The sequence below is a fragment of the Streptomyces sp. NPDC046821 genome, from assembly GCF_040645335.1.
In the GTDB taxonomy this organism is placed as follows: domain Bacteria; phylum Actinomycetota; class Actinomycetes; order Streptomycetales; family Streptomycetaceae; genus Streptomyces.
On the sequence record NZ_JBEYYB010000001.1, the window covers coordinates 202,483 to 219,634 of the forward strand.

A 17,152-nucleotide genomic window follows, 5' to 3' on the forward strand; every position below is an offset into this window, starting at 1 on the left:
CAACCTGTCCGGACAGCTTCCGCGGTCAGAGTTCCCACGTGCCCAGTCGAAACCGCTACATCGAGATCGCCGAGGTACTCGCCGCGGAGATCGCCGACCAGCCGGCCGGCACCCGGGTCGCGAGCGAGCACGAGATCGCCGCGCGCTTCGGCGTCAGCCGGTCCGCCGCACGGTCCGCACTGCAGGAACTGGCCGGCCGCTATCTGGTCCGCCGGGTCCGGGGCGCGGGCACCTTCGTCAACCGCCCCCTGGACTACGTACTGTCCCAGAGCCGCGCCCCCTCGATGCACCAGACCATCCGCGACGCGGGCGGTGAGCTGCGCACCGTGGTGCGTGACGTCAGGACCGTCGCGGTCACCGGCGTCATCGCCGAACGCCTGGAGCGGGAGGAGGGCAGCGCGGTCCACCTGCTGACCCGGCAGTCGTACATCGACGGGCTGCTCAACGGCTGGTCCCAGGAATGGATCCCGGTGGACATGCTCCCGGAGCTGGACGCCGCCGTGCACGCCGTCGAGTCGCTGGACACCATCCTGCGGCAGATGTGCGGGGTGGCTCCGGTCCGCGCCTGGTGCCGGGTGAGCAGCGTGCTGCCCGACCGGCGCGTGTCGGAGGGCCTGGAGACGGAGTACAACCGGCCGGTGTGGCTCGTGGAGAGCCTGAGCCGGGACGCGGTCACCGGCCGCACGGTGATGTGCAGCTCCGCCTGGACCCGGCCGGACAGCACCCGGATCATCGTCGAACTCGACGGCCCCGCCACACCCTGATCTTTCCCTCAACTCACCTGTTCCGCCGACCACTTGGCTGCTGTCGGCGCCTCTCGTCTCCCCCTGGACAAGGAGTCCCCGTGCCCTCCCCTGCCACCCGTGAACGGCGGTGCGAGCTGCTCGCCGCCGCAGGACACGACGACGTCGTCCCGCTCGCCGAACGGCTGATCGCCGGGTCGGGCGGACCCGAACCCACCGTGCTCAAGGGGCCCGAGACCGGAATGGTCGTCCTCCAGGTCCGCGAACCCGTCGAGGAGACCCGTTTCTACCTGGGCGAGGTCCTCGTCACCGAGTGCTCGGTCGAGGTGAACGGGATCCCCGGCTGGTGTATGCGCCCCGGCGACGACCGCGTGGCCGCCCTCGCCGGCGCCCTCCTTGACTCGCTGGCCGAGGCCGGCGGGCCCGCCGCCGCCGAGATCGACGCGCTCTGCGCCGAGGTGGCGGCCCGGCTCGCCGCCGAGGAGGCCGCCGAATGGGCCGACGTCACCGCCACCACCGTCACGTTCGAGGAACTCGTATGACCGAGACACCCACCCTCGCCCCGCCCGCCCGCGCGGGTACGGATCTGTCGCCCGCCGACCGGATCCGCGCCCTGCGCCGTACGTCCCGTGCCTCGCAGCGCGACTTCGGCGTGCTGCTCGACGTGCTCGCCCGGCCCGGCCGGGTCCGCAGCCTGGAGGTGCCGGAGGGCACACCCGCCGCCGCGGTGGCCGCCTGCGGGCTCCTCGACGTCGAGGTCCGCACGCACGTACTGACCGGTCCCGGCGACACGGAATGGGGAGCCGCCCTGCACTCCGCCACCTCCGCCCCGCGCGCCGAACTCCCCTTCGCCCGCACGGTAGTTGCACTGCGCCCGGTCACCGCCGGGGACATCGCCACCCTCGCCGTGGGCACGCCGATCGCGCCCGAGGACGGCGCCCGCCTGTTCGCCTCCGTCGACGCCCTCGACGGCGACGGCCCGCACGACGTGGACCTCCTGCTGTCCGGCCCGGGCGTGCCCGACGGCACCGAACGCCGGTTGCGCGTACGGGGATTGGAGCCCGCCGTGCTGGACGCGCTGGCCCGCGCCAACTCCGCCTTCCCGTGCGGCGTCGACGTGTTCCTGGTCGCCCCCGACGGCCGGATCGCCGGGCTGCCCCGGACCGCCCGGGTCCGCGCGGCGGAGGCCGGCTGATGGGGTACGCCGGAGTACGCGGCGGCCAGGAGGCCATCGCCGCCGCCGAACGCCTGGTGCGCGCCGCCCGCTACGGCGGCGAGAGCGACTGGCTCGAACTGGACCAGATCACCGCGTGGCTGCCGCTGGCGGTGGACCGGGTGATGGGCGAGGCGGGCCTGTGGGCGCCGGAACTCGCCGCCCGCGCCGTCCGCCAGTCCCAGGGCGACCTGCTGGAGGCGGCACAGCTGCTGCGCGCGCACCGGTCGACACTCCCCCGCCTCGGCTACAGCCGGCCCGCCGAAGCCGCCGCCGAACTGCTTCCCGTACGACGGGTCACACCGGTCCAACACACCTCGCGCTACGGCCAGTTGTACGGCTACGGCGACCGTCACGCACCGCGCGTCCTGGACCTGGCCCCCGAGGAGACGCTGCGCCGCCGCGCTCGTACGCACGCCACGCGAGCAGCGGACTCCACTCCTCAGCGCCCAGAACCCTTCGACCCCGGCCTGGAGGCTTCCGGCCTGCTCGCCTCCCGGCGCGACCCGACCGACCCCGAGCCGTACGACATCACCCGCGCCCCCGCCCGCCCCGGCACCCCGCGTTCGGCCCGGCTGAGTGCGCTGGCCCGCGCCGAGACCGGCTCGCTCACCCACCTCTGGTACACGACCACCCGCTCTCCCCGGCACAGCGCCTCCGACGCGGCCCTTGAGGTGCGGCGCGGACGGCTGCCCGTACGGATGCCGCACCCGGTGACGGGGCGCCCGGTCACCGTCGCCCACGTCACCGTCACCGAGGCCCGCACGGTCCGCCCGGACGACCGGCCGCGCACCAACGGGAGCCGCTTCGACGCGGGTTACGGGCTGTGCCTGGGCGACGGCGAGGCCAAGGCGCTCGGGATGGCGGCGCTCGACCTGATGGTGCACCGCGACCCGGCGACCGACCGACTGGAGCAGAACGTGCTGATCTCCCTGGACGGCCCGGAGGCGTCCGGCTTCCTGGAACACCTCAAGCTGCCGCACTACGTGGACTTCCGCTCGACGCTCGACCGCATCCGAGCCGTGCACGCCACCGCGCCAGCGCACTCGCCCGTGCCGTCGCCCTCGCCCTCGCCCTCGCCCGAGCAGACGGAGGCGGCCCGATGACCGTGACCGACGCCCCTACACCGGAACGGGATTGGCTCGGCCTCGACCAGATCCTCGAACGCCTCCCCCTCGCCGTCGACCGCGTGATGGCCGAAGCCGGTCTGTGGGCGCCGGAGTACGCGGCGCGGGCCCTGCGCCAGGCCGGCGGCGACCCCGTCGACGCGGCTCACCTGCTGCGTGCCCACCGCACCGCCCTGCCCCGGCTCGCCGTCTCCGACCCGGTCCCCACCGCCGAACTGCGGGTGGCCCGGCGCATCAGCTCGGCGTTCCGTAACCCGCCCGGCGGCCAGGTACTCGGCCGCACCCTGGACTACGTGGGCCGCCTCCTGGACCTGCTCCCGGAGGACGAGGGCCGTGAACGCCACCAGGAGGCACACGCCCCTGGTCAAGCCGAGCCGCACACACCGGAGACACCGGAACCCGTGGTACAGACCCCCGCCCACGTCCTGTCCGTCTTCCGCGACATGGGCGTCGTCGCCCCCGCAGAACCCCACGACGACCCCGACCCGTACGACATCACCCGGCACCCCGTCCGGCCCGGCCTCCCCCGCTCGGCCCGGCTCCAGACGATGGCCCGCGCCGACACCGGCTCGCTCCTGCACCTCTGGTACGGCTCCGACCGGCGCCCCGCGGGCCACGAGGTACCCGGCGAACTCCGGCACGGCGCCCTCCCGGTCCGCGTCGCCCACCCCTTCACCGGCCGGCCCGTCCGGGTCGCCGGCGTGCGGGTGAGCGAGGTGCAGACGTTCCACAGCCTGCCGAAGGCCGGTGAGCTGCCGAGCCACCTCGACGTCGGTTACGGCGTGTGCCTCGGCCACAACGAGCGCAAGGCGATCTCCATGGCCGGACTCGACCTGCTCCTGACCCACCACGAGGGCACGGCGGACCTGCCGGACCTGGAGCACGAGGTGCTGCTCACCCTCGACGGGCTCGACGCCACCGGCTATCTCCAGCACCTGCTCCTGCCGCACCACGTCGAACACCGCTCGGTCGTCGACCGCGCGGAGGCCGCCCGGTCCGCGCATCGCCCCCGACCCGAAGGACCCGCATGACCACCGCACCCGCAGGCCCGGCCGAGGGGTTGACCTCCCGCCTCGCCGGCCCCGCGCCCCGGCCCGGCATTTTCGACGAACTGTCCCGGCGCGAGATCCGCCGCTCCATCCTCACCGCGCTGGCCGTCCCCGGCTATCAAGTCCCGTTCGGTTCAAGGGAGATGCCGGTGGCGCGCGGCTGGGGGTCCGGCGGCCTCCAGGCCACCCTCGCCCTGGTCGGCGAGGGCTCGAAGCTCAAGGTGATCGACCAGGGCGAGGACGCGGGCGTCAACGCGTCCAACCTGCGGCGCCTCGTCACCGAGCACGTGGGCTGCGAGGAGGAGACGGACACCCGCGCCGCCGACGTCATTCAGTCCCGCCACCGCATCCCCGAGGAACCCCTGGCGGACGGTCAGGTGCTCGTGCTCCAGGTGCCGGGCGCCGAGCCCCTCGCCGGGATCGTCAAGGACATGGGCGAGCAGCGCCGTATGCACGCCGAGGCCGACTACTCCAAGATGTGGGTCCGCCTGTACGAGGACGTCGTACACAACGGCGTGATCACCGAGGCGGCCGGCTACCCGGTGCTCGTCGAGGGCCGGTACGTGATGACGCCGAGCCCGATCCCGCGCTGGGACGTGCCCAAGCTCAACAACTCGGACGCGGTCACCGTGCTGTCGGCGGGGCGCGAGAAGCGGCTGTTCGCGGTGCCCCCGCACACCCGGGTGGAGCCGCTCACGTTCGAGGACCGCCCGTTCGAGGTGGAGTTCACCCCCGGCGCCACTTGCCGGCTCTGCGGCAGCGCCGACACGTACATCGTCCAGGAGCCCGGCGACGACGGCACGTTCAGCACGTGGGTCTGCTCGGACACCGACTTCTGCCGCCGGCGCAGGTCCGGCGACGCCCCCGATCCGATTCCCGGTCGGGACTGGATCCCCGTAACCGTGAGCGACGTAGCCGAGGCCGACGGCCCGCACCCGGCCGAGGCCCGGCCGCCGTACGACGAGGAGCAGCACGCATGAGCACCCCCGTATCCGTTGTGCCCCCGTGGGCGCTGAAGGTCAGTGGCCTCGGTCGTGTCTACGGCGATCCCGGCCCCACGTCGCTGGCCGGCACCGGGCCGGAGTTCGGCACCGCCGTCTCCCCGCGGACCGGCGCGGTCGTCGCCGCCTGGGACGTCTCCTTCGACGTGGCGCCGGGCGAGGCGCTCGGCATCATCGGCGAGTCGGGTTCCGGCAAGTCGACCGTGATGCGGTGCGTGGCCGGTGACGAACGGGCCACGGCCGGCACGATCCGGCTCAGGAGCGTCGCCGCCGGCGCCGTCGACCTGGGCACCCTCGACCCGTCGGACCGGCGCCGGCTGCGGCTGCGCGACATGGCGGCCGTCTACCAGGACCCGGCGGCCGGGCTGAACCTGGACGTGACGGCCGGCGGCAACATCGCCGACCCGCTCACGGCCGTGGGCCGGCGCCGGTACGCGGACATCCGGGACCGGGCGGCCGCCCTGCTGGAACGCGTCGAGGTGCCGCTGAGCCGCATGGACGACCTCGTACGCACCTTCTCCGGCGGTATGCGGCAGCGCGTGCAGATCGCCAAGGCGCTCGCCAACGAGCCGCCGGTGCTGCTCCTCGACGAGCCCACCACCGGTCTGGACGCGTCAGTCGCGGCCGGGGTCCTCGACCTGCTGCGCGGACTGCTTGAGGAGACGGGCGTGGCGGCGGTCGTCGTCTCGCACGACTTCGGCGTCATCGACATGCTCACCCGGCGGGTCCTGGTGATGCAGCACGGCCGGGTCGTCGAGGCCGGTCTCACAGACCAGTTGCTGGAGGACCCCCAGCACCCGTACAGCCAGCAGCTCGTATCGGCGGCCCGAGGATGATCGCATTGAGCCCCCTTCTCACGCCCCTGGACGCGGTCCCCGACGACGCCGTCCTGTCGGTACGCGGCCTGCGCAAGTCGTTCACCCTGCACACCGTCGACGGCCGGACCGTGGGCGCCCTGCACGGGGTCGACCTCGATGTGCGGCCCGGCGAGCACGTGGCGCTCGCCGGCACGTCCGGCGCCGGCAAGTCCACGCTCCTGCGCTGCGTCTACCGCACGTATCTTGCGGGCGGCGGCGCCATCTGGTTCCGTACCGGCGCGGGCGCGCTGGTCGACGTGGCGGCGCTGCCCGACGCGGAGGCCGCCGAGCTGCGCGGCCGCGAGATCGGCTACGTGTCGCAGTTCCTGCGTCCGCAGCCGCGCCGGTCCGTCATCGACATCGTGGCTTCGTCCGGCACTGCCCGGGGCATGGACCGGGACACCGCCCGCGACGCCGCGGCGAACGCCCTGCGCCAGGTGGACATCGCCGAGAACCTCTGGGACATGCACGCCACCGTGCTGTCCGGCGGCCAGAAGCAGCGCGTCAACATCGCGGCCGGCACGATCGCCCCGCCCCGCCTGCTGCTGCTCGACGAGCCCGTCTCCGCCCTCGACCCGGCGAACCGGGAGGCCGTCCTGGAGCTGATCGCGCACCTCGAACACACCGGCACCGCCGTCCTGTCGGTCTTCCACGACCTGGACGCCATCGAACGCCTCGCGACCCGCGTGGTGGTGCTCGGCGGCGGCCGCGTACTCGCCTCGGGAGTGCCCGGCGACATCCTGCACGACCCGAGCCTGCCGCTGGAGGTGGCCCGATGAGCCGTCATGTCTTCGCCCACGCCCGAGCCGTACTGCCCGACCGCACCGTGGACGACGCGCTGCTGGTCGTCGAGGACGGCATCGTCGTCGAGGCCGGTCCCGCCGTGCCCGGCAAGGTGCCGTCCGAGGCCCAGGACCTGCGCGGCGCGCTGGTGATGCCGGGCGTCGTCGACACCCACAGCGACGCCCTCGAGAAGGAGCAACGCCCGCGTCCCACCGTCGAGTTCGCGCCGGAGTTCGCGGTGTCCAGCTTCGAGGGCCGGGTGCGCGCGGCGGGCGTCACCACGATGTACCACGCGGTCAGCTACCAGACCAACGTGTACAAGGACCGCACCCTCGCCCGTTCCATCGCGCTGGCCGAAGCGGTGCGCGAGCGCGCCGCCTCCGGCCAGGCCCTCGTCGACCACCGCCTGCTGCACCGCCTCGACGCACGCGACGCCGAGGCCCTGAAGATCCTGGAGGCCGTCCTGACCGACCGGCCGGACCGGGGTGTGCCGCCGCTGGTGAGCTACGAGGACCACACCCCGGGGCAGGGCCAGTACCGCGACCTGGACTCGTACCGCGTGATGATCCAGGAGTCCGAGAACCTCGACGCGGCGGGCGCCGAGCGGTACGTACTCGAACGGATCGCGGCCCGCGAGCCCGGGATCGCCCAACGGGCCCGCACGCTGGACCAGTTGGGCTCCTGGGCCCGGAGCGGGCGGGTGCGGCTGCTCGCGCACGACGTGGAGAGCGCCGAGCAGGTCGCGGAGGTGCGGGGCGCTGGAGCGGCGGTCGCGGAGTTCCCGACCACGGTCGACGCGGCACGCGCGGCGAAGGCGGCCGGTATGCCCGTCGTGGCGGGCGCCCCGAACGTGCTGCGCGGCGGCTCGCACAGCGGGAACGTCTCCGCCGAGGAACTGGTCCGGCTCGGCCTGGTGGACAACCTCTCCAGCGACTACATGCCGACGACGCTGCTCGCCGCGGTCCTGGGCCTCGCGGAACGGGGAGTGGTGCCCCTGCACCGCGCGGTGTCCCTGATCACCTCCGGCGCGGCCCGCACGGCCGGGCTCGAAGACCGGGGCTCGCTGGCGCCGGGACTGCGCGCCGACCTGATCGTCCTCACCCTCCACGGCGGCCAGCACACGCTGCGCATGTCACTGCTCGCGGAGGAGACCCGGGACGCGGCGGAGGCCCCGCTGTCCTTCGCCCGCCTGCTCGCCGGGGCGGTGTCCCGATGACGAGTACGCACGAGGACGCTCACCCGGCACTGATCGCGGCGGCCGACGCCGCCCTCGCGGCATACACCAGGGCCAGAGCCGCTCACGGTCGGGAGGAGCTGGCGGAGACGGTGGCGGAGGGGGCCGACGGCACCCCGACCATGCGGATCGACCGCCTGGTGGAGGACGCGGTCCTGGCTGCCCTGGCCCCGTATCACGTCAACGTCCTTTCGGAGGAGTCCGGTTGGATCGACGACGGCTCCGAGATCTCCCTCGTGATCGATCCGCTGGACGGCTCGGCGAACGGCGCGGCGGGCGTCCCGCTGACCGCGTTCGCCGGGGCGGTCTCGGTGGCCGGGGAGTTCACGGAGGCGTTCACGGTGTGGCTGGACACCGGCCGCTCCTGGTGGGCGCACCGCGACCGTCCGACGCCGTACCGCACGTCGGGCCGCCGCGAACTGACCGGCTCCGCCATCTCGATGCTGCGCCCGCACACCGCGAAGCCGGGCCCGGCGGCGGCCTGGTGGGCGGCCGCCTCACGCGCCCATCGGGTACGCATCCTGTCAACCACCTGCCTGGAAGCGGCACTTGTGGCGGAAGGCGCGGTCGACGCGTTCGCCGACGCCTGCTCGGACACGCACCGCCTGGTGGACCTCGCCGCCGCCGCGGTCATGCTCCCGGCGGCGGGCGGCACGGTGCTCGACGTCAAGGGGCGTCCCCTCACCTTCGACACGGACCTGACGCGTCGCTGGTCAGGCGTGGTGGCGGCGACACCGGAGCTGGGGGCGGAACTCGTGGCGGTACTGGCGGAGGCGGCGGACACGACACCAGGGAGGTGAGCGGACCCGGTAAGTGCCCTCCGTCCGCCCGCGCACTCGTGGCTGTTTGCGCTGTCGACGAGTTGCAGGACTGGGTCGACGAGTTGCAGGACCAGGCGGTGTTCCTGGTTCGGGTCGGGGGGCAGTCAGCACAGAGGCGCTCATGCAAGGAAGGGTGCGGTCAGGTTCGTGGTGAGTGCTGCCAGCCGGGCGCGGGCTTGCGCATCGTATGCCTGGGCGTGTGCGGGCTTTTCGTCGAACTGGTCGAAGTACCGTCCGGTGACGGAACCCAGCGCGGGGTCCGTGATGAGTCGCAGCGTCGCCTTGGCACCGTCGTCCGGGCTCGCGGCGGGGGTGAAGCCGCTTTGCCGCACCATGGGGGTGTTCATCAGGTGGGCCGGGTGCAGCGCGTTGATGGTGACCTTGTGCTGTGCGGTCTCGGCTGCCAGGTCGAAGGTGGCCATGATCAGGGCCAGTTTGCTGCGGCAGTAGGCGTGCACCCCTTCGTAGTCGACCTCCAGCATCACGTTGTCGAAATCGATGGGCGCCTGCCCGGCCGATGCCACGTTGACCACTCGCGCGGGCGCTGAGGCGGCAAGGAGAGGGAAGAGCCGGCGGGTGAGAACGTAGGGCGCCAGGTGGTTGACGGCGAACCGCAGTTCGTGGCCCTGGCGGCTTGTCTCGCGCGCAGTCGGGTCGCTGCCGCCGCCCACAGCGGCGTTGTTGACCAGCACGTCGATCCGTGGCTCGGCGGCGAGGACGGCGTCGGCCAGCGTGCGCACCTGCTCAAGGTCGGCCAGGTCGGCCCCGTAGGTTCGCACCGCCGCGTCCGGGGTTTGTGCCCGTATGTCTTCGGCGACCGCGGCAAGCCTTTCCCGGTCACGTCCGTGGAGCAGCAGCGTGGCACCGCGGGCCGCCAGGAGGTGGGCGAGGTGGCGCCCCATTCCTTGGGTGGCCCCGGTCAGCAGGACCCTCTTTCCGTGCAAGTCGTCCGAGACAGGCGTGTGTTCATGCATGACGCCCTGTATATCAAAGCCTTTATACAAGTTCGAGCCTTGATTATTCTCAAGGGTTGATAGGGTGGACGGATGGAGATGCCGCCGGAGGTCCGGCTCGGTCTGGACATCAAACGGGCCGAGCAGTCGTTGATGACCGCCAAGAGCAGCGCCGTGCGCGTGGCCGACCTGACCGTCGCGCAGTACGCCACACTTCTCGCCCTCGCTCAGCACCCCGGCATCTCCGCCGCCGCGCTGGCCCGCGCCTGCCTGGTCACGCCGCAGGCCATGACGGCGATGCTCAAGACCCTGCAGGCGCGCGGCCTGATCGAGCGGTCGGCACACCCCTGGCACCAGAGGGTCCTCGAGACCCGGCTCACCGAGGACGGCCAACGCGCCTTGACCTGCGCCGACAAGGAGGCGGTCCGCATCGAACGCCGCCTCGCGGACGAGTTCACCGCCGAGGAACAAGACATGCTCCGCGCCCTGCTGGCCCGCTGCGTTCAGGCGATCGAGCGCGACCACTGAGCTTGCCGCGCAACCTCTCCGCATGGCTCTGCTTCGGCGGCAGCGCCGCCCGGCGGAGAGGTGGACCTTACTGGTCAGCCCGCCGCGCGAGCGGCCAAGCCGAGCAGCCTTCAGACGGGCCCGGCGCATCAACCGGAGTCGTCGCCGCTCGTCCCGCCGGGGGGGGCATCGGCCGCGCCGTCGGTCGCGGCTCGCGGTGATGTACGCAGACGAAGAGCGCTGCGGACTGTCTGAGATGGCCTGTTGATCCCCGGCACCCGCAGTCGCGCCCACCTGATCGAGAACCTGGGGGCGGCTTCCCTGGTCCTCGACGACGACGCTCGAAGCCTGCTTCACGTCCCCGGAATCTCCTGAAGTCCCCGGGTTCGCTTCGGTGACTGGTTCGCCGAGGTAGAACGTCAACAGCCCACCCCTGACCCGCCCCCAGCACTGAACAACCGAACACACCACAATGGAGCGGACCAATGAGTGATCGTGTGGCGCTCGTCGCCGGAGCGGGCGGCGCGCTGGGCAATGCGGTGGCCGTGAAGCTCGCTGCCGCCGGATACACCGTGGTGGGCCTCGACCGCGACGAGGCGGGCCTTGCCGAACTTCCCGAAGGCGTCCGCCGCGTGACCGGCGATCCGACCGATCCCGTGGTCCCGAAGGCCGCGGTCGACCGGATCGTCGCGGAGGTTGGTGCTCCGGAGGTGCTGGTGAACACCATCGGCGCGTTCGTCATGGGCGACGCGCTGGCCGTCCAGCGGCCGAACCGACCAGCGGCCTGGCCGCCTACAGCATGTCGAAGGCGGCGCTCTCCCACCTGGTACGGATCCTGGACCTCGAGCTTCGCCCGCAAGGCATTCGCGTCAACGCGGTCGCCCCGCAACTGATCAGCACACCGAAGAACAAGGCGCTCCTGCCGCCGGAGGCGCTCGCCCACGCTGTGTCACCCGAGGCCATCGCCGAACTCATCGCCTTCCTGGCCAGTGATGCGGCGGCTCCGGTCAGCGGAGCTGTTCTTCCGGCTTGCGGTGCCTAGCCAGGGCAGCCCAAAGCCATGCCGCTCTCCTCGCCGGCACGGTCACGCTGGAAGGCGCCTGGCGGGCTGAATGCCTGCTCAGGCGCCTGTTTTGATGGTTACTCACCGGGGCCCGTTCCGTGCGGGACGGGCCCGTCGGCCGCGGGTCAGACTCGGTCGGCGGCGATCAGGACGTACTGGAACGAGCCGTCCTTGTAGGAGTTGATGAACGCCTCCTCGATGCCGGTGACCAGCGAGGACGTTGCCCGCAGCTCCCAGTAGGGCAGGGTGGCGGGGGTGAGGTCGATGACGGCCTGCGGCACCAGGCGGTTGTCGGCCATGGCGCGCAGGTACTCCCGGCGCGAGTGGATGTTGCACTCGAAGTGCGCGTTGATCTGGGAGACCCACTTCGACGGCTGGCCGTACCGCGGGTTCCAGCAGCCGGTGATGGTCACGTAGCGGCCGCCGACCTCAAGGATGCGGGAGTGCTCCGCGAAGAGGTCCTGCAGGTCGACGTACATGCTCGACTCGTTGTTCCACGAGGCCGCGGCCTGCCCGGTCTCGAAGGGCGTGGAGAGCATGTTGCACACGCGGGCGCGTACGTGGTCCTGGATGCCGAGTTCGTTGGCTCGCCGGTTGGCGAAGTCGGCCTGCTTGGCCGACAGGGTGACACCCTCGACCTTGCAGCCGAAGCGCTGGTGCGCCATGACCATCGAACCGCCGCGTCCGCAGCCGGCGTCCACCAGAGTGTCGTCGCGCTTGATGTCTCCGAGGTTCTCCAGGAGGACGTCGGTCTGCGCCGACTCCAGTCGGTGCAGCTCGGCGATGAGCTTCTTCTCGCTCTCGCTGTCCTCGGGGTCGCCGAGTGCGGCGTGGTCGACGTCGCCGATGCCGTAGTGGTGGTGGTACAGACCGTCGACATCGCCGAGACGCAGGTTCACGGGCCTGGCTTCCCCGTCCCAGTAGCGGGCGATGTCGCCCTGGTAGGGAGTCGCCGGGCCGGGGATGAGGAGGGGGGCGGCGGTGGCGGTGATCTCGGTGCTGGCGGTGCTGGTCACAGATGAGTCCATTCTTCCTACCAGAAGTCAGGCAGGCTGTAGCGATAGGTGTTGGTCTGGTGCCAGTGGTGGTTTCCGTCGACCCAGGCGGCCACGCCTCGCAGGAAGCGGTGCACGGTCGGGACGGGGCAATCGGCGGCCAGGGCCGCGGCGTTGCTCTCGAAGTCGCGCATGAGGTCGTTGTGGACCTCGACCGACTTCAGATAGGCGTCCCTCTCGGACAGGCCTTCTCGTTCGGCGATCACGACCGGCAGGTTCAAGTGCCGTCCGGGAGCGTCGAGTTCCTTGGTGTACGAGTACAGGTCGTTCACGATGGTCGTCGCGTTTCCCGCGAGCGCGATGACCTTCTGCATGGCGGGCTGGGCGTGCAGGTCGGCCTGCAGTTCGTAGCCGCCGACGGTGTCGGTGATGGTCGGGCAGGGGCGGAAGTTGTTGAACTGGCGCATCGCCAGGTACTCCCACACCTCGGGTACGTGGTCCATCTGGGACCAGGCCGCTTCGGCGAGATACCCCAGGTGGAGCCGGGCCATGTCGTGCCGGTACCGGTCGGTCTGGGAGGGGCTCGCCGCCTGGTTGAAGTAGGCCATGGCGGAGCGGTAGGCGCGCCGGGGCGCGTCCGCGTGGAGCGACTTCGCCCAGGGCGCCTGGTATTCCTCCGTCGTGTACACGGGGTCGAGTGCGGTGTGCGCCAGGAGCAGGCGTTCGCCGAGGCCGTCGGGCGAGCCCCCGTGGTCCTCGCAGTAGCAGTCGTCCACCGCGTTCTCGGCCACCATCAGGCGGGTGGCGATCATCAGGTGGTCGATGGTGGGTGCGTCCGGGTGGCAGACGGCCATGTAACGGCCCACGGAGAAGCCGTCGAACTGGTCCTCCCACTCCTCGGGGAACAGGGAGACCTCGTCCAGCGCCCAGGACTTGATCCTGCGGCTGACCTCTTCGACCCGCACCGGGTCGGGCTCGGCCACCGGGTGGTAGTAGAGGCCCGGGATAGGCATACCTTCCGCCGCGGGTGCCGTCGGCTGAGGGTCCGTCGGAATCTGCGGGCGCGAGGCCAGGCTCAGGCCCGCCGTGCCCAGGCCGCTGGGGCCGCGCAGGACCCGCTCCAGGTCTCGGACCGGTGCCGGCACGGTCGGCACCCCGGCTGTGGGGGCATCGGCGGGTCGCGGTGCCGGAACCGAAACCTTGGGCGGCGCCGGAACCGAAACCGCAGGCGCTACCGGAACGGAAGCCGGAGGCGGTGCGGGCACGGAAACCGCAGGCGGTACGGGCACGGCCGGTGCGCCGGTCGGCTCGCCGGTGACGGTCTTGATGTCGCGGGCTCGAGCAGCGGCTTCAGCGAGGAAGTGCGCCGTGGAGTGGGCAGCGGCCGCCGGCAGGCTCGACTGCGGAGGTGTCGTCTCAGGCGCGGGCATCGATGGCTCCTTCGTGGGGTGGGCGGCTGTCCCGGGGCCCTTCCGGCATGTATGTCAGCCCTTCCGGCGGGTGCGGCCGGCCCGAGTGGTCCGGGCCGGCCGCACCGGCCGTGCGGGCCGGGCCCGCTACCTGGGCCAGTGCGCGATCTGCACGTTCTCCAGCACGCCGACCGCGTCCGGCACGAGGATGGCGGCGGAGTAGTAGGTGCTGACGAGGTAGGACGTGATGGCCTGCTCGTTGATGTTCATGAAGCGGACCGACAGACCCGGCTCGTACTCGTCCGGCAGACCCGTCTGGTGAAGACCGATGACGCCCTGGTTCTCCTCGCCGGTACGCATACAGAGGATCGAGCTGGTCTTTTCCTTCGTGATGGGGATCTTGTTGCACGGAAGGATCGGAACCCCGCGCCAGGCCGGGACCTGCTGACCGCCGAGGTCGACGTGGTCCGGGTAGAGCCCGCGGGCGTTGAACCCACGCCCGATCGCCGCGATGGTCTTCGGGTGCGCGAGGAAGAACTTCGACCCGCGACGGCGGCAGAGCAGCTCGTCCAGGTCGTCCGGGGTGGGCGGGCCCGAGTGCGTCTGGATGCGCTGCTTGAAGTCGGCGTTGTGGAGCAGGCCGAACTCCTTGTTGTTGATCAGCTCGTGCTCCTGGCGCTCGCGCAACGCCTCGATGGTGAGCCTGAGTTGCTCCTTGGTCTGGTTCATCGGCTCGTTGTAGAGGTCGGCGACCCTGGTGTGGATCCGCAGAATGGTCTGGGCGACCGAGAGTTCGTACTCGCGCGGATTGAGTTCGTAGTCGACGAACGCGCCGGGCAGCTCGTGCTCGCCGGTGTGGCCGGCCGACATCGCGATCTCCGCTTCGCCGCGGTGGTTCTGCCGCTGCTGGGGAAGCGAGGTGAACTGGGCGATGTGGTCCCGCAGGGCCGGAGCCGTGGCGAGCACCGCCTCGAAGTCGGCGCGCGACAGGGTGAGCAGGGTGCCCGACGTCTCGGCGGTGGCGGTGTGCTCCCAGGGGCCGCTTCCGTCCAGCAGAGCGTGGTCCCCGAACCGGTCACCATCGGCCAGTACGTCCAGGCGGACCTCGTCGCCGTACTCGCCGACGGTGGTCTGGTTGATGCGGCCGTGGGCGATGAGGTGGAGCTTGTCGGCGCTCCCGCCGCGCTCCACGAGTGTCTCGCCGGCCCGGAAGTCGCGCTGGACGCAGCGTTCGGCGAGTGCGGTCAGGACCTCTACGTCGTCGAAGCCGCGCAGCATGGCCAGTTCACCGAGCTCGCGGGGGATCACCCTGACGTTGCCGCCGTCCTGGATGAAGTCCACGCGCCCGTCGCCGACGGTGTACGTCAGACGACGGTTCACCCGGTAGACGCCGCCCTTGGTCTCCACCCAGGGGAGCATCCGCAGCAGCCAGCGAGAGGTGATCTCCTGCATCTGCGGGGCGGACTTGGTGGTGGTGGCGAGGTTGCGCGCCGCCGCCGTGCCGAGGCTGGATTGCTGAGGTGACTCCGGCTGTACTTCCGGGCTCGAGTCAACAGTCATCGGGGCGAGCTCTCCTTGTTCAGGGCGGTGATGGCACGTCTTCGGGCGTCATCGGACAGGCGGGCAGGAGGGAGTGGAGAAGGGGGCTGTGCGAATGGACATCCGTCCAGGTCCACGTCGACGCTAAGGGCCGTTCCGCCTGGTGGACGAGGGAAAGCCGGGGGCATTAACTCGATTTGTTGATCATCGCTTCTGCGATGTTTACCTGGGTAACAGCGGGATTCGGCCTTGCTTCGGCAAACGTGTCCCAGGCGCCGGCCGATCGGCTTCGGGCGAGCGGGGAGGCCAGCCGAGGGTGTGGAAGCGTCCTATTTTCAGTCTGACTTGGGTGGTCTGGTCGGCAGGGGCGCCCGCCACTGTCCGCCGGTGCCGCGGCCGGCACTTCGCCTCACGGCGTCGAAAACGCGCCAGGACTCAGTCGGGGCGAGGCCACGGCTGAGAGGAGGGTTCGGTATAGGGAACCGAAGCGTAAGAAGCGCGCCTCACCGACGGTCGGTGGCCGCTGCGCAAAGGGCAAGGGCGGCGCTCGACGCCGTGTGAGAGGTCAGGCCCGGCGACGCGGCTTCATTTCACAAATCGTTTACCGGGCAACGCTCAGCGCTGGGTCAGCGCGGCAATGATGACGGCGACGATGCCAAGGACGATGAGCCAGCGTGTTGCCGAACCGCCCTTATCACTCTCCCGCTCTCGCGCTTCTCGCTCTTCTTGCGCTCTCCGCCCCTCGGCCGCGTAGACGTCCTGGACGGTGATACGTCCGTCCTTGCCGCTCCCCTTGAGCTGGTCGAGGTCGACGTCCTTCTCCGCCGCTCGGGCGCGGGCGGCTTCGGTGGCCTGTGGAGCGGAGGACTTCTGCTGGACCACCGTCTCCCGGTCGGCGATGACCTCGGTCTGCTTCGGAGGCGTGTCGAGCAGGCGGAGCGCTTCGGCGATCGTGGGACGGCGTCGCGGGTCCTTGTCCAGGAGCACAGTGATCAGGGGAGCGAGCGGCCCCGCGTCACGGGGTGCCGGCGGCGGGTCTCCGAGCAGAGCCGACAGCGTCGCGTTGGCGTTGGCTCTGCGGAACGGCGAGACACCCTCAGTCGCCTGATAGAGCGTTGCCCCCAGAGAGAACAGGTCTCCGACGGGTAGGTCCTGCCCATCGAAACGTTCGGGTGCCATGTACTCCAGTGAGCCGATGACCGCCCCGGTGTCGGTCAGCGAGGTGTCAGCGGCGTGGACGGCGATGCCGAAGTCGGTGAGCAGATAGTCGCCGTCCTCGGTCATCATGACGTTCGCCGGTTTGACGTCGCGGTGGACGATCCCGGCTTCGTGCGCGGCGGCGAGGGCGCGGAGCAGGCACCGGGCGGCGTGCACGGCCTGCTGGACCGACAACGCGCCCCGGGTGGCGAGGTGTTGTTCGAGGGAGTGACCGTCGACGAGACGCATCACCATCCAGGGCCGGTCGTCCTCAGTGATCATGTCGTGCACGGCGACGATATGCGGCCGGTCGCGCAGGGCGGCTGCGTTGCGCGCCTCCCTGCGCGCCCTGACCAGCCGGGCCGAATGCTCCTGCGGTGATGTGGCGGGCGGCAGATACACCTCTTTGACGGCGACGCCCAGCTCCAGCTGGAGATCACGGGCTTTCCACACGACGCCGAAGCCGCCGCGGGCAAGCGCCTCGTCGAGCCGGTACCGTCCGCCGATCACCCTGCCCGGCCTCGTCTCGATCACCAGCATCACCCACCCGTCACCCGTCGCCCCGTATTGGCGAGTGCCACTCTCCAAGGGATTGTAGGGATGCAACCGCCTCAGGAAATGGTCTACGCCGCACATCTCCACAACCGAGGCGGGGCATGGT

General features: G+C 71.2%; 18 protein-coding genes. 13 read left to right on the forward strand and 5 right to left on the reverse strand.

The annotated features are described in order from the left end of the window. Window positions 1-38 precede the first annotated feature (38 nt). The 10 genes from ABZ893_RS01045 (at window position 39) to ABZ893_RS01090 (ending at window position 8,807) form a co-directional block, all read left to right on the forward strand. Window positions 39-764: a GntR family transcriptional regulator gene (locus ABZ893_RS01045; RefSeq protein WP_361394712.1), complete on the forward strand. Its 726-nt coding sequence runs from the start codon at window positions 39-41 to the stop codon at window positions 762-764. 80 nt (window positions 765-844) lie between these two features. Continuing rightward, window positions 845-1,285 carry a phosphonate C-P lyase system protein PhnG gene (gene phnG / locus ABZ893_RS01050; RefSeq protein WP_361394714.1) on the forward strand — a complete coding sequence of 147 codons (441 nt, stop codon included), beginning with the start codon at window positions 845-847 and terminating at the stop codon, window positions 1,283-1,285. Then, window positions 1,282-1,938: a phosphonate C-P lyase system protein PhnH gene (gene phnH, locus ABZ893_RS01055; RefSeq protein ID WP_361394717.1), complete on the forward strand. Its 657-nt coding sequence runs from the start codon at window positions 1,282-1,284 to the stop codon at window positions 1,936-1,938. Before phnG ends, phnH begins: the two co-directional genes overlap by 4 nt. Then, entirely contained in the window at window positions 1,938-3,062 is a 1,125-nt protein-coding gene (locus ABZ893_RS01060) for a carbon-phosphorus lyase complex subunit PhnI (protein ID WP_361394720.1), read from the forward strand. The genes phnH and ABZ893_RS01060 overlap by 1 nt, the downstream gene beginning before the upstream one ends. Continuing rightward, window positions 3,059-4,114, forward strand: coding sequence for a carbon-phosphorus lyase complex subunit PhnI (locus ABZ893_RS01065; protein ID WP_361394723.1), 1,056 nt, complete (start codon window positions 3,059-3,061; stop codon window positions 4,112-4,114). The genes ABZ893_RS01060 and ABZ893_RS01065 overlap by 4 nt, the downstream gene beginning before the upstream one ends. After that, on the forward strand, window positions 4,111-5,112 hold the full coding sequence (locus tag ABZ893_RS01070; RefSeq protein WP_361394725.1) for an alpha-D-ribose 1-methylphosphonate 5-phosphate C-P-lyase PhnJ: 1,002 nt from the start codon (window positions 4,111-4,113) through the stop codon (window positions 5,110-5,112). The genes ABZ893_RS01065 and ABZ893_RS01070 overlap by 4 nt, the downstream gene beginning before the upstream one ends. Beyond that, window positions 5,109-5,969 carry an ATP-binding cassette domain-containing protein gene (locus ABZ893_RS01075; RefSeq protein WP_361394728.1) on the forward strand — a complete coding sequence of 287 codons (861 nt, stop codon included), beginning with the start codon at window positions 5,109-5,111 and terminating at the stop codon, window positions 5,967-5,969. The genes ABZ893_RS01070 and ABZ893_RS01075 overlap by 4 nt, the downstream gene beginning before the upstream one ends. A 5-nt stretch (window positions 5,970-5,974) precedes the next feature. After that, complete coding sequence (locus ABZ893_RS01080; protein ID WP_361394731.1) at window positions 5,975-6,769, forward strand: ATP-binding cassette domain-containing protein; 795 nt, start codon at window positions 5,975-5,977, stop codon at window positions 6,767-6,769. Beyond that, complete coding sequence (locus tag ABZ893_RS01085) at window positions 6,766-7,989, forward strand: alpha-D-ribose 1-methylphosphonate 5-triphosphate diphosphatase (RefSeq protein WP_361394734.1); 1,224 nt, start codon at window positions 6,766-6,768, stop codon at window positions 7,987-7,989. Before ABZ893_RS01080 ends, ABZ893_RS01085 begins: the two co-directional genes overlap by 4 nt. Further along, complete coding sequence (locus tag ABZ893_RS01090; protein ID WP_361394737.1) at window positions 7,986-8,807, forward strand: inositol monophosphatase family protein; 822 nt, start codon at window positions 7,986-7,988, stop codon at window positions 8,805-8,807. The genes ABZ893_RS01085 and ABZ893_RS01090 overlap by 4 nt, the downstream gene beginning before the upstream one ends. A gap of 140 nt (window positions 8,808-8,947) precedes the next feature. On the opposite strand, the gene ABZ893_RS01095 is transcribed toward ABZ893_RS01090, so the two are convergent. After that, a complete protein-coding gene (locus ABZ893_RS01095; RefSeq protein WP_361396032.1) occupies window positions 8,948-9,802 on the reverse strand; it encodes an SDR family NAD(P)-dependent oxidoreductase in 855 nt (284 codons plus the stop codon). 72 nt (window positions 9,803-9,874) lie between these two features. Between ABZ893_RS01095 and ABZ893_RS01100 the strand changes: the two genes are divergently transcribed. From ABZ893_RS01100 to ABZ893_RS01110, 3 genes are all read left to right on the forward strand, one after another. Beyond that, the gene (locus ABZ893_RS01100; protein WP_361396035.1) at window positions 9,875-10,309 is read left to right on the forward strand and encodes a MarR family transcriptional regulator; all 435 of its coding nucleotides are present in this window, start codon (window positions 9,875-9,877) and stop codon (window positions 10,307-10,309) included. Window positions 10,310-10,785: 476 nt separating this feature from the next. Next, window positions 10,786-11,181 (forward strand): SDR family NAD(P)-dependent oxidoreductase, encoded by a 396-nt coding sequence (locus tag ABZ893_RS01105; protein WP_361394740.1) that lies wholly within the window; start codon window positions 10,786-10,788, stop codon window positions 11,179-11,181. Continuing rightward, a complete protein-coding gene (locus tag ABZ893_RS01110) occupies window positions 11,088-11,330 on the forward strand; it encodes an SDR family oxidoreductase (protein WP_361394743.1) in 243 nt (80 codons plus the stop codon). Before ABZ893_RS01105 ends, ABZ893_RS01110 begins: the two co-directional genes overlap by 94 nt. A gap of 146 nt (window positions 11,331-11,476) precedes the next feature. On the opposite strand, the gene ABZ893_RS01115 is transcribed toward ABZ893_RS01110, so the two are convergent. The 4 genes from ABZ893_RS01115 to ABZ893_RS01130 all read right to left on the reverse strand — a co-directional run bounded on the left by ABZ893_RS01115 (window position 11,477) and on the right by ABZ893_RS01130 (window position 17,025). Then, on the reverse strand, window positions 11,477-12,379 hold the full coding sequence (locus ABZ893_RS01115; RefSeq protein ID WP_361394747.1) for a geranyl diphosphate 2-C-methyltransferase: 903 nt from the start codon (window positions 12,377-12,379) through the stop codon (window positions 11,477-11,479). Window positions 12,380-12,384: 5 nt separating this feature from the next. Further along, complete coding sequence (locus ABZ893_RS01120; RefSeq protein WP_361394750.1) at window positions 12,385-13,776, reverse strand: family 2 encapsulin nanocompartment cargo protein terpene cyclase; 1,392 nt, start codon at window positions 13,774-13,776, stop codon at window positions 12,385-12,387. 126 nt (window positions 13,777-13,902) lie between these two features. After that, entirely contained in the window at window positions 13,903-15,315 is a 1,413-nt protein-coding gene (locus tag ABZ893_RS01125) for a family 2B encapsulin nanocompartment shell protein (protein WP_361394753.1), read from the reverse strand. 594 nt (window positions 15,316-15,909) lie between these two features. Next, window positions 15,910-17,025 (reverse strand): protein kinase, encoded by a 1,116-nt coding sequence (locus ABZ893_RS01130; protein ID WP_361394755.1) that lies wholly within the window; start codon window positions 17,023-17,025, stop codon window positions 15,910-15,912. Window positions 17,026-17,152: the final 127 nt, after the last annotated feature.

What these genes read in the sequence shown, in the direction of transcription:
- ABZ893_RS01065 (WP_361394723.1), top strand. Translation starts at nt 3,059, where the DNA reads ATGACCGTGACCGACGCCCCTACACCGGAACGGGATTGGCTCGGCCTC.
- ABZ893_RS01075 (WP_361394728.1), top strand. Translation starts at nt 5,109, where the DNA reads ATGAGCACCCCCGTATCCGTTGTGCCCCCGTGGGCGCTGAAGGTCAGT.
- ABZ893_RS01125 (WP_361394753.1), bottom strand. Translation starts at nt 15,315, where the DNA reads ATGACTGTTGACTCGAGCCCGGAAGTACAGCCGGAGTCACCTCAGCAA.
- ABZ893_RS01110 (WP_361394743.1), top strand. Translation starts at nt 11,088, where the DNA reads ATGTCGAAGGCGGCGCTCTCCCACCTGGTACGGATCCTGGACCTCGAG.
- ABZ893_RS01095 (WP_361396032.1), bottom strand. Translation starts at nt 9,802, where the DNA reads ATGCATGAACACACGCCTGTCTCGGACGACTTGCACGGAAAGAGGGTC.
- ABZ893_RS01100 (WP_361396035.1), top strand. Translation starts at nt 9,875, where the DNA reads ATGGAGATGCCGCCGGAGGTCCGGCTCGGTCTGGACATCAAACGGGCC.
- ABZ893_RS01060 (WP_361394720.1), top strand. Translation starts at nt 1,938, where the DNA reads ATGGGGTACGCCGGAGTACGCGGCGGCCAGGAGGCCATCGCCGCCGCC.
- ABZ893_RS01085 (WP_361394734.1), top strand. Translation starts at nt 6,766, where the DNA reads ATGAGCCGTCATGTCTTCGCCCACGCCCGAGCCGTACTGCCCGACCGC.
- phnH (WP_361394717.1), top strand. Translation starts at nt 1,282, where the DNA reads ATGACCGAGACACCCACCCTCGCCCCGCCCGCCCGCGCGGGTACGGAT.
- ABZ893_RS01120 (WP_361394750.1), bottom strand. Translation starts at nt 13,776, where the DNA reads ATGCCCGCGCCTGAGACGACACCTCCGCAGTCGAGCCTGCCGGCGGCC.
- ABZ893_RS01090 (WP_361394737.1), top strand. Translation starts at nt 7,986, where the DNA reads ATGACGAGTACGCACGAGGACGCTCACCCGGCACTGATCGCGGCGGCC.
- ABZ893_RS01070 (WP_361394725.1), top strand. Translation starts at nt 4,111, where the DNA reads ATGACCACCGCACCCGCAGGCCCGGCCGAGGGGTTGACCTCCCGCCTC.
- ABZ893_RS01115 (WP_361394747.1), bottom strand. Translation starts at nt 12,379, where the DNA reads ATGGACTCATCTGTGACCAGCACCGCCAGCACCGAGATCACCGCCACC.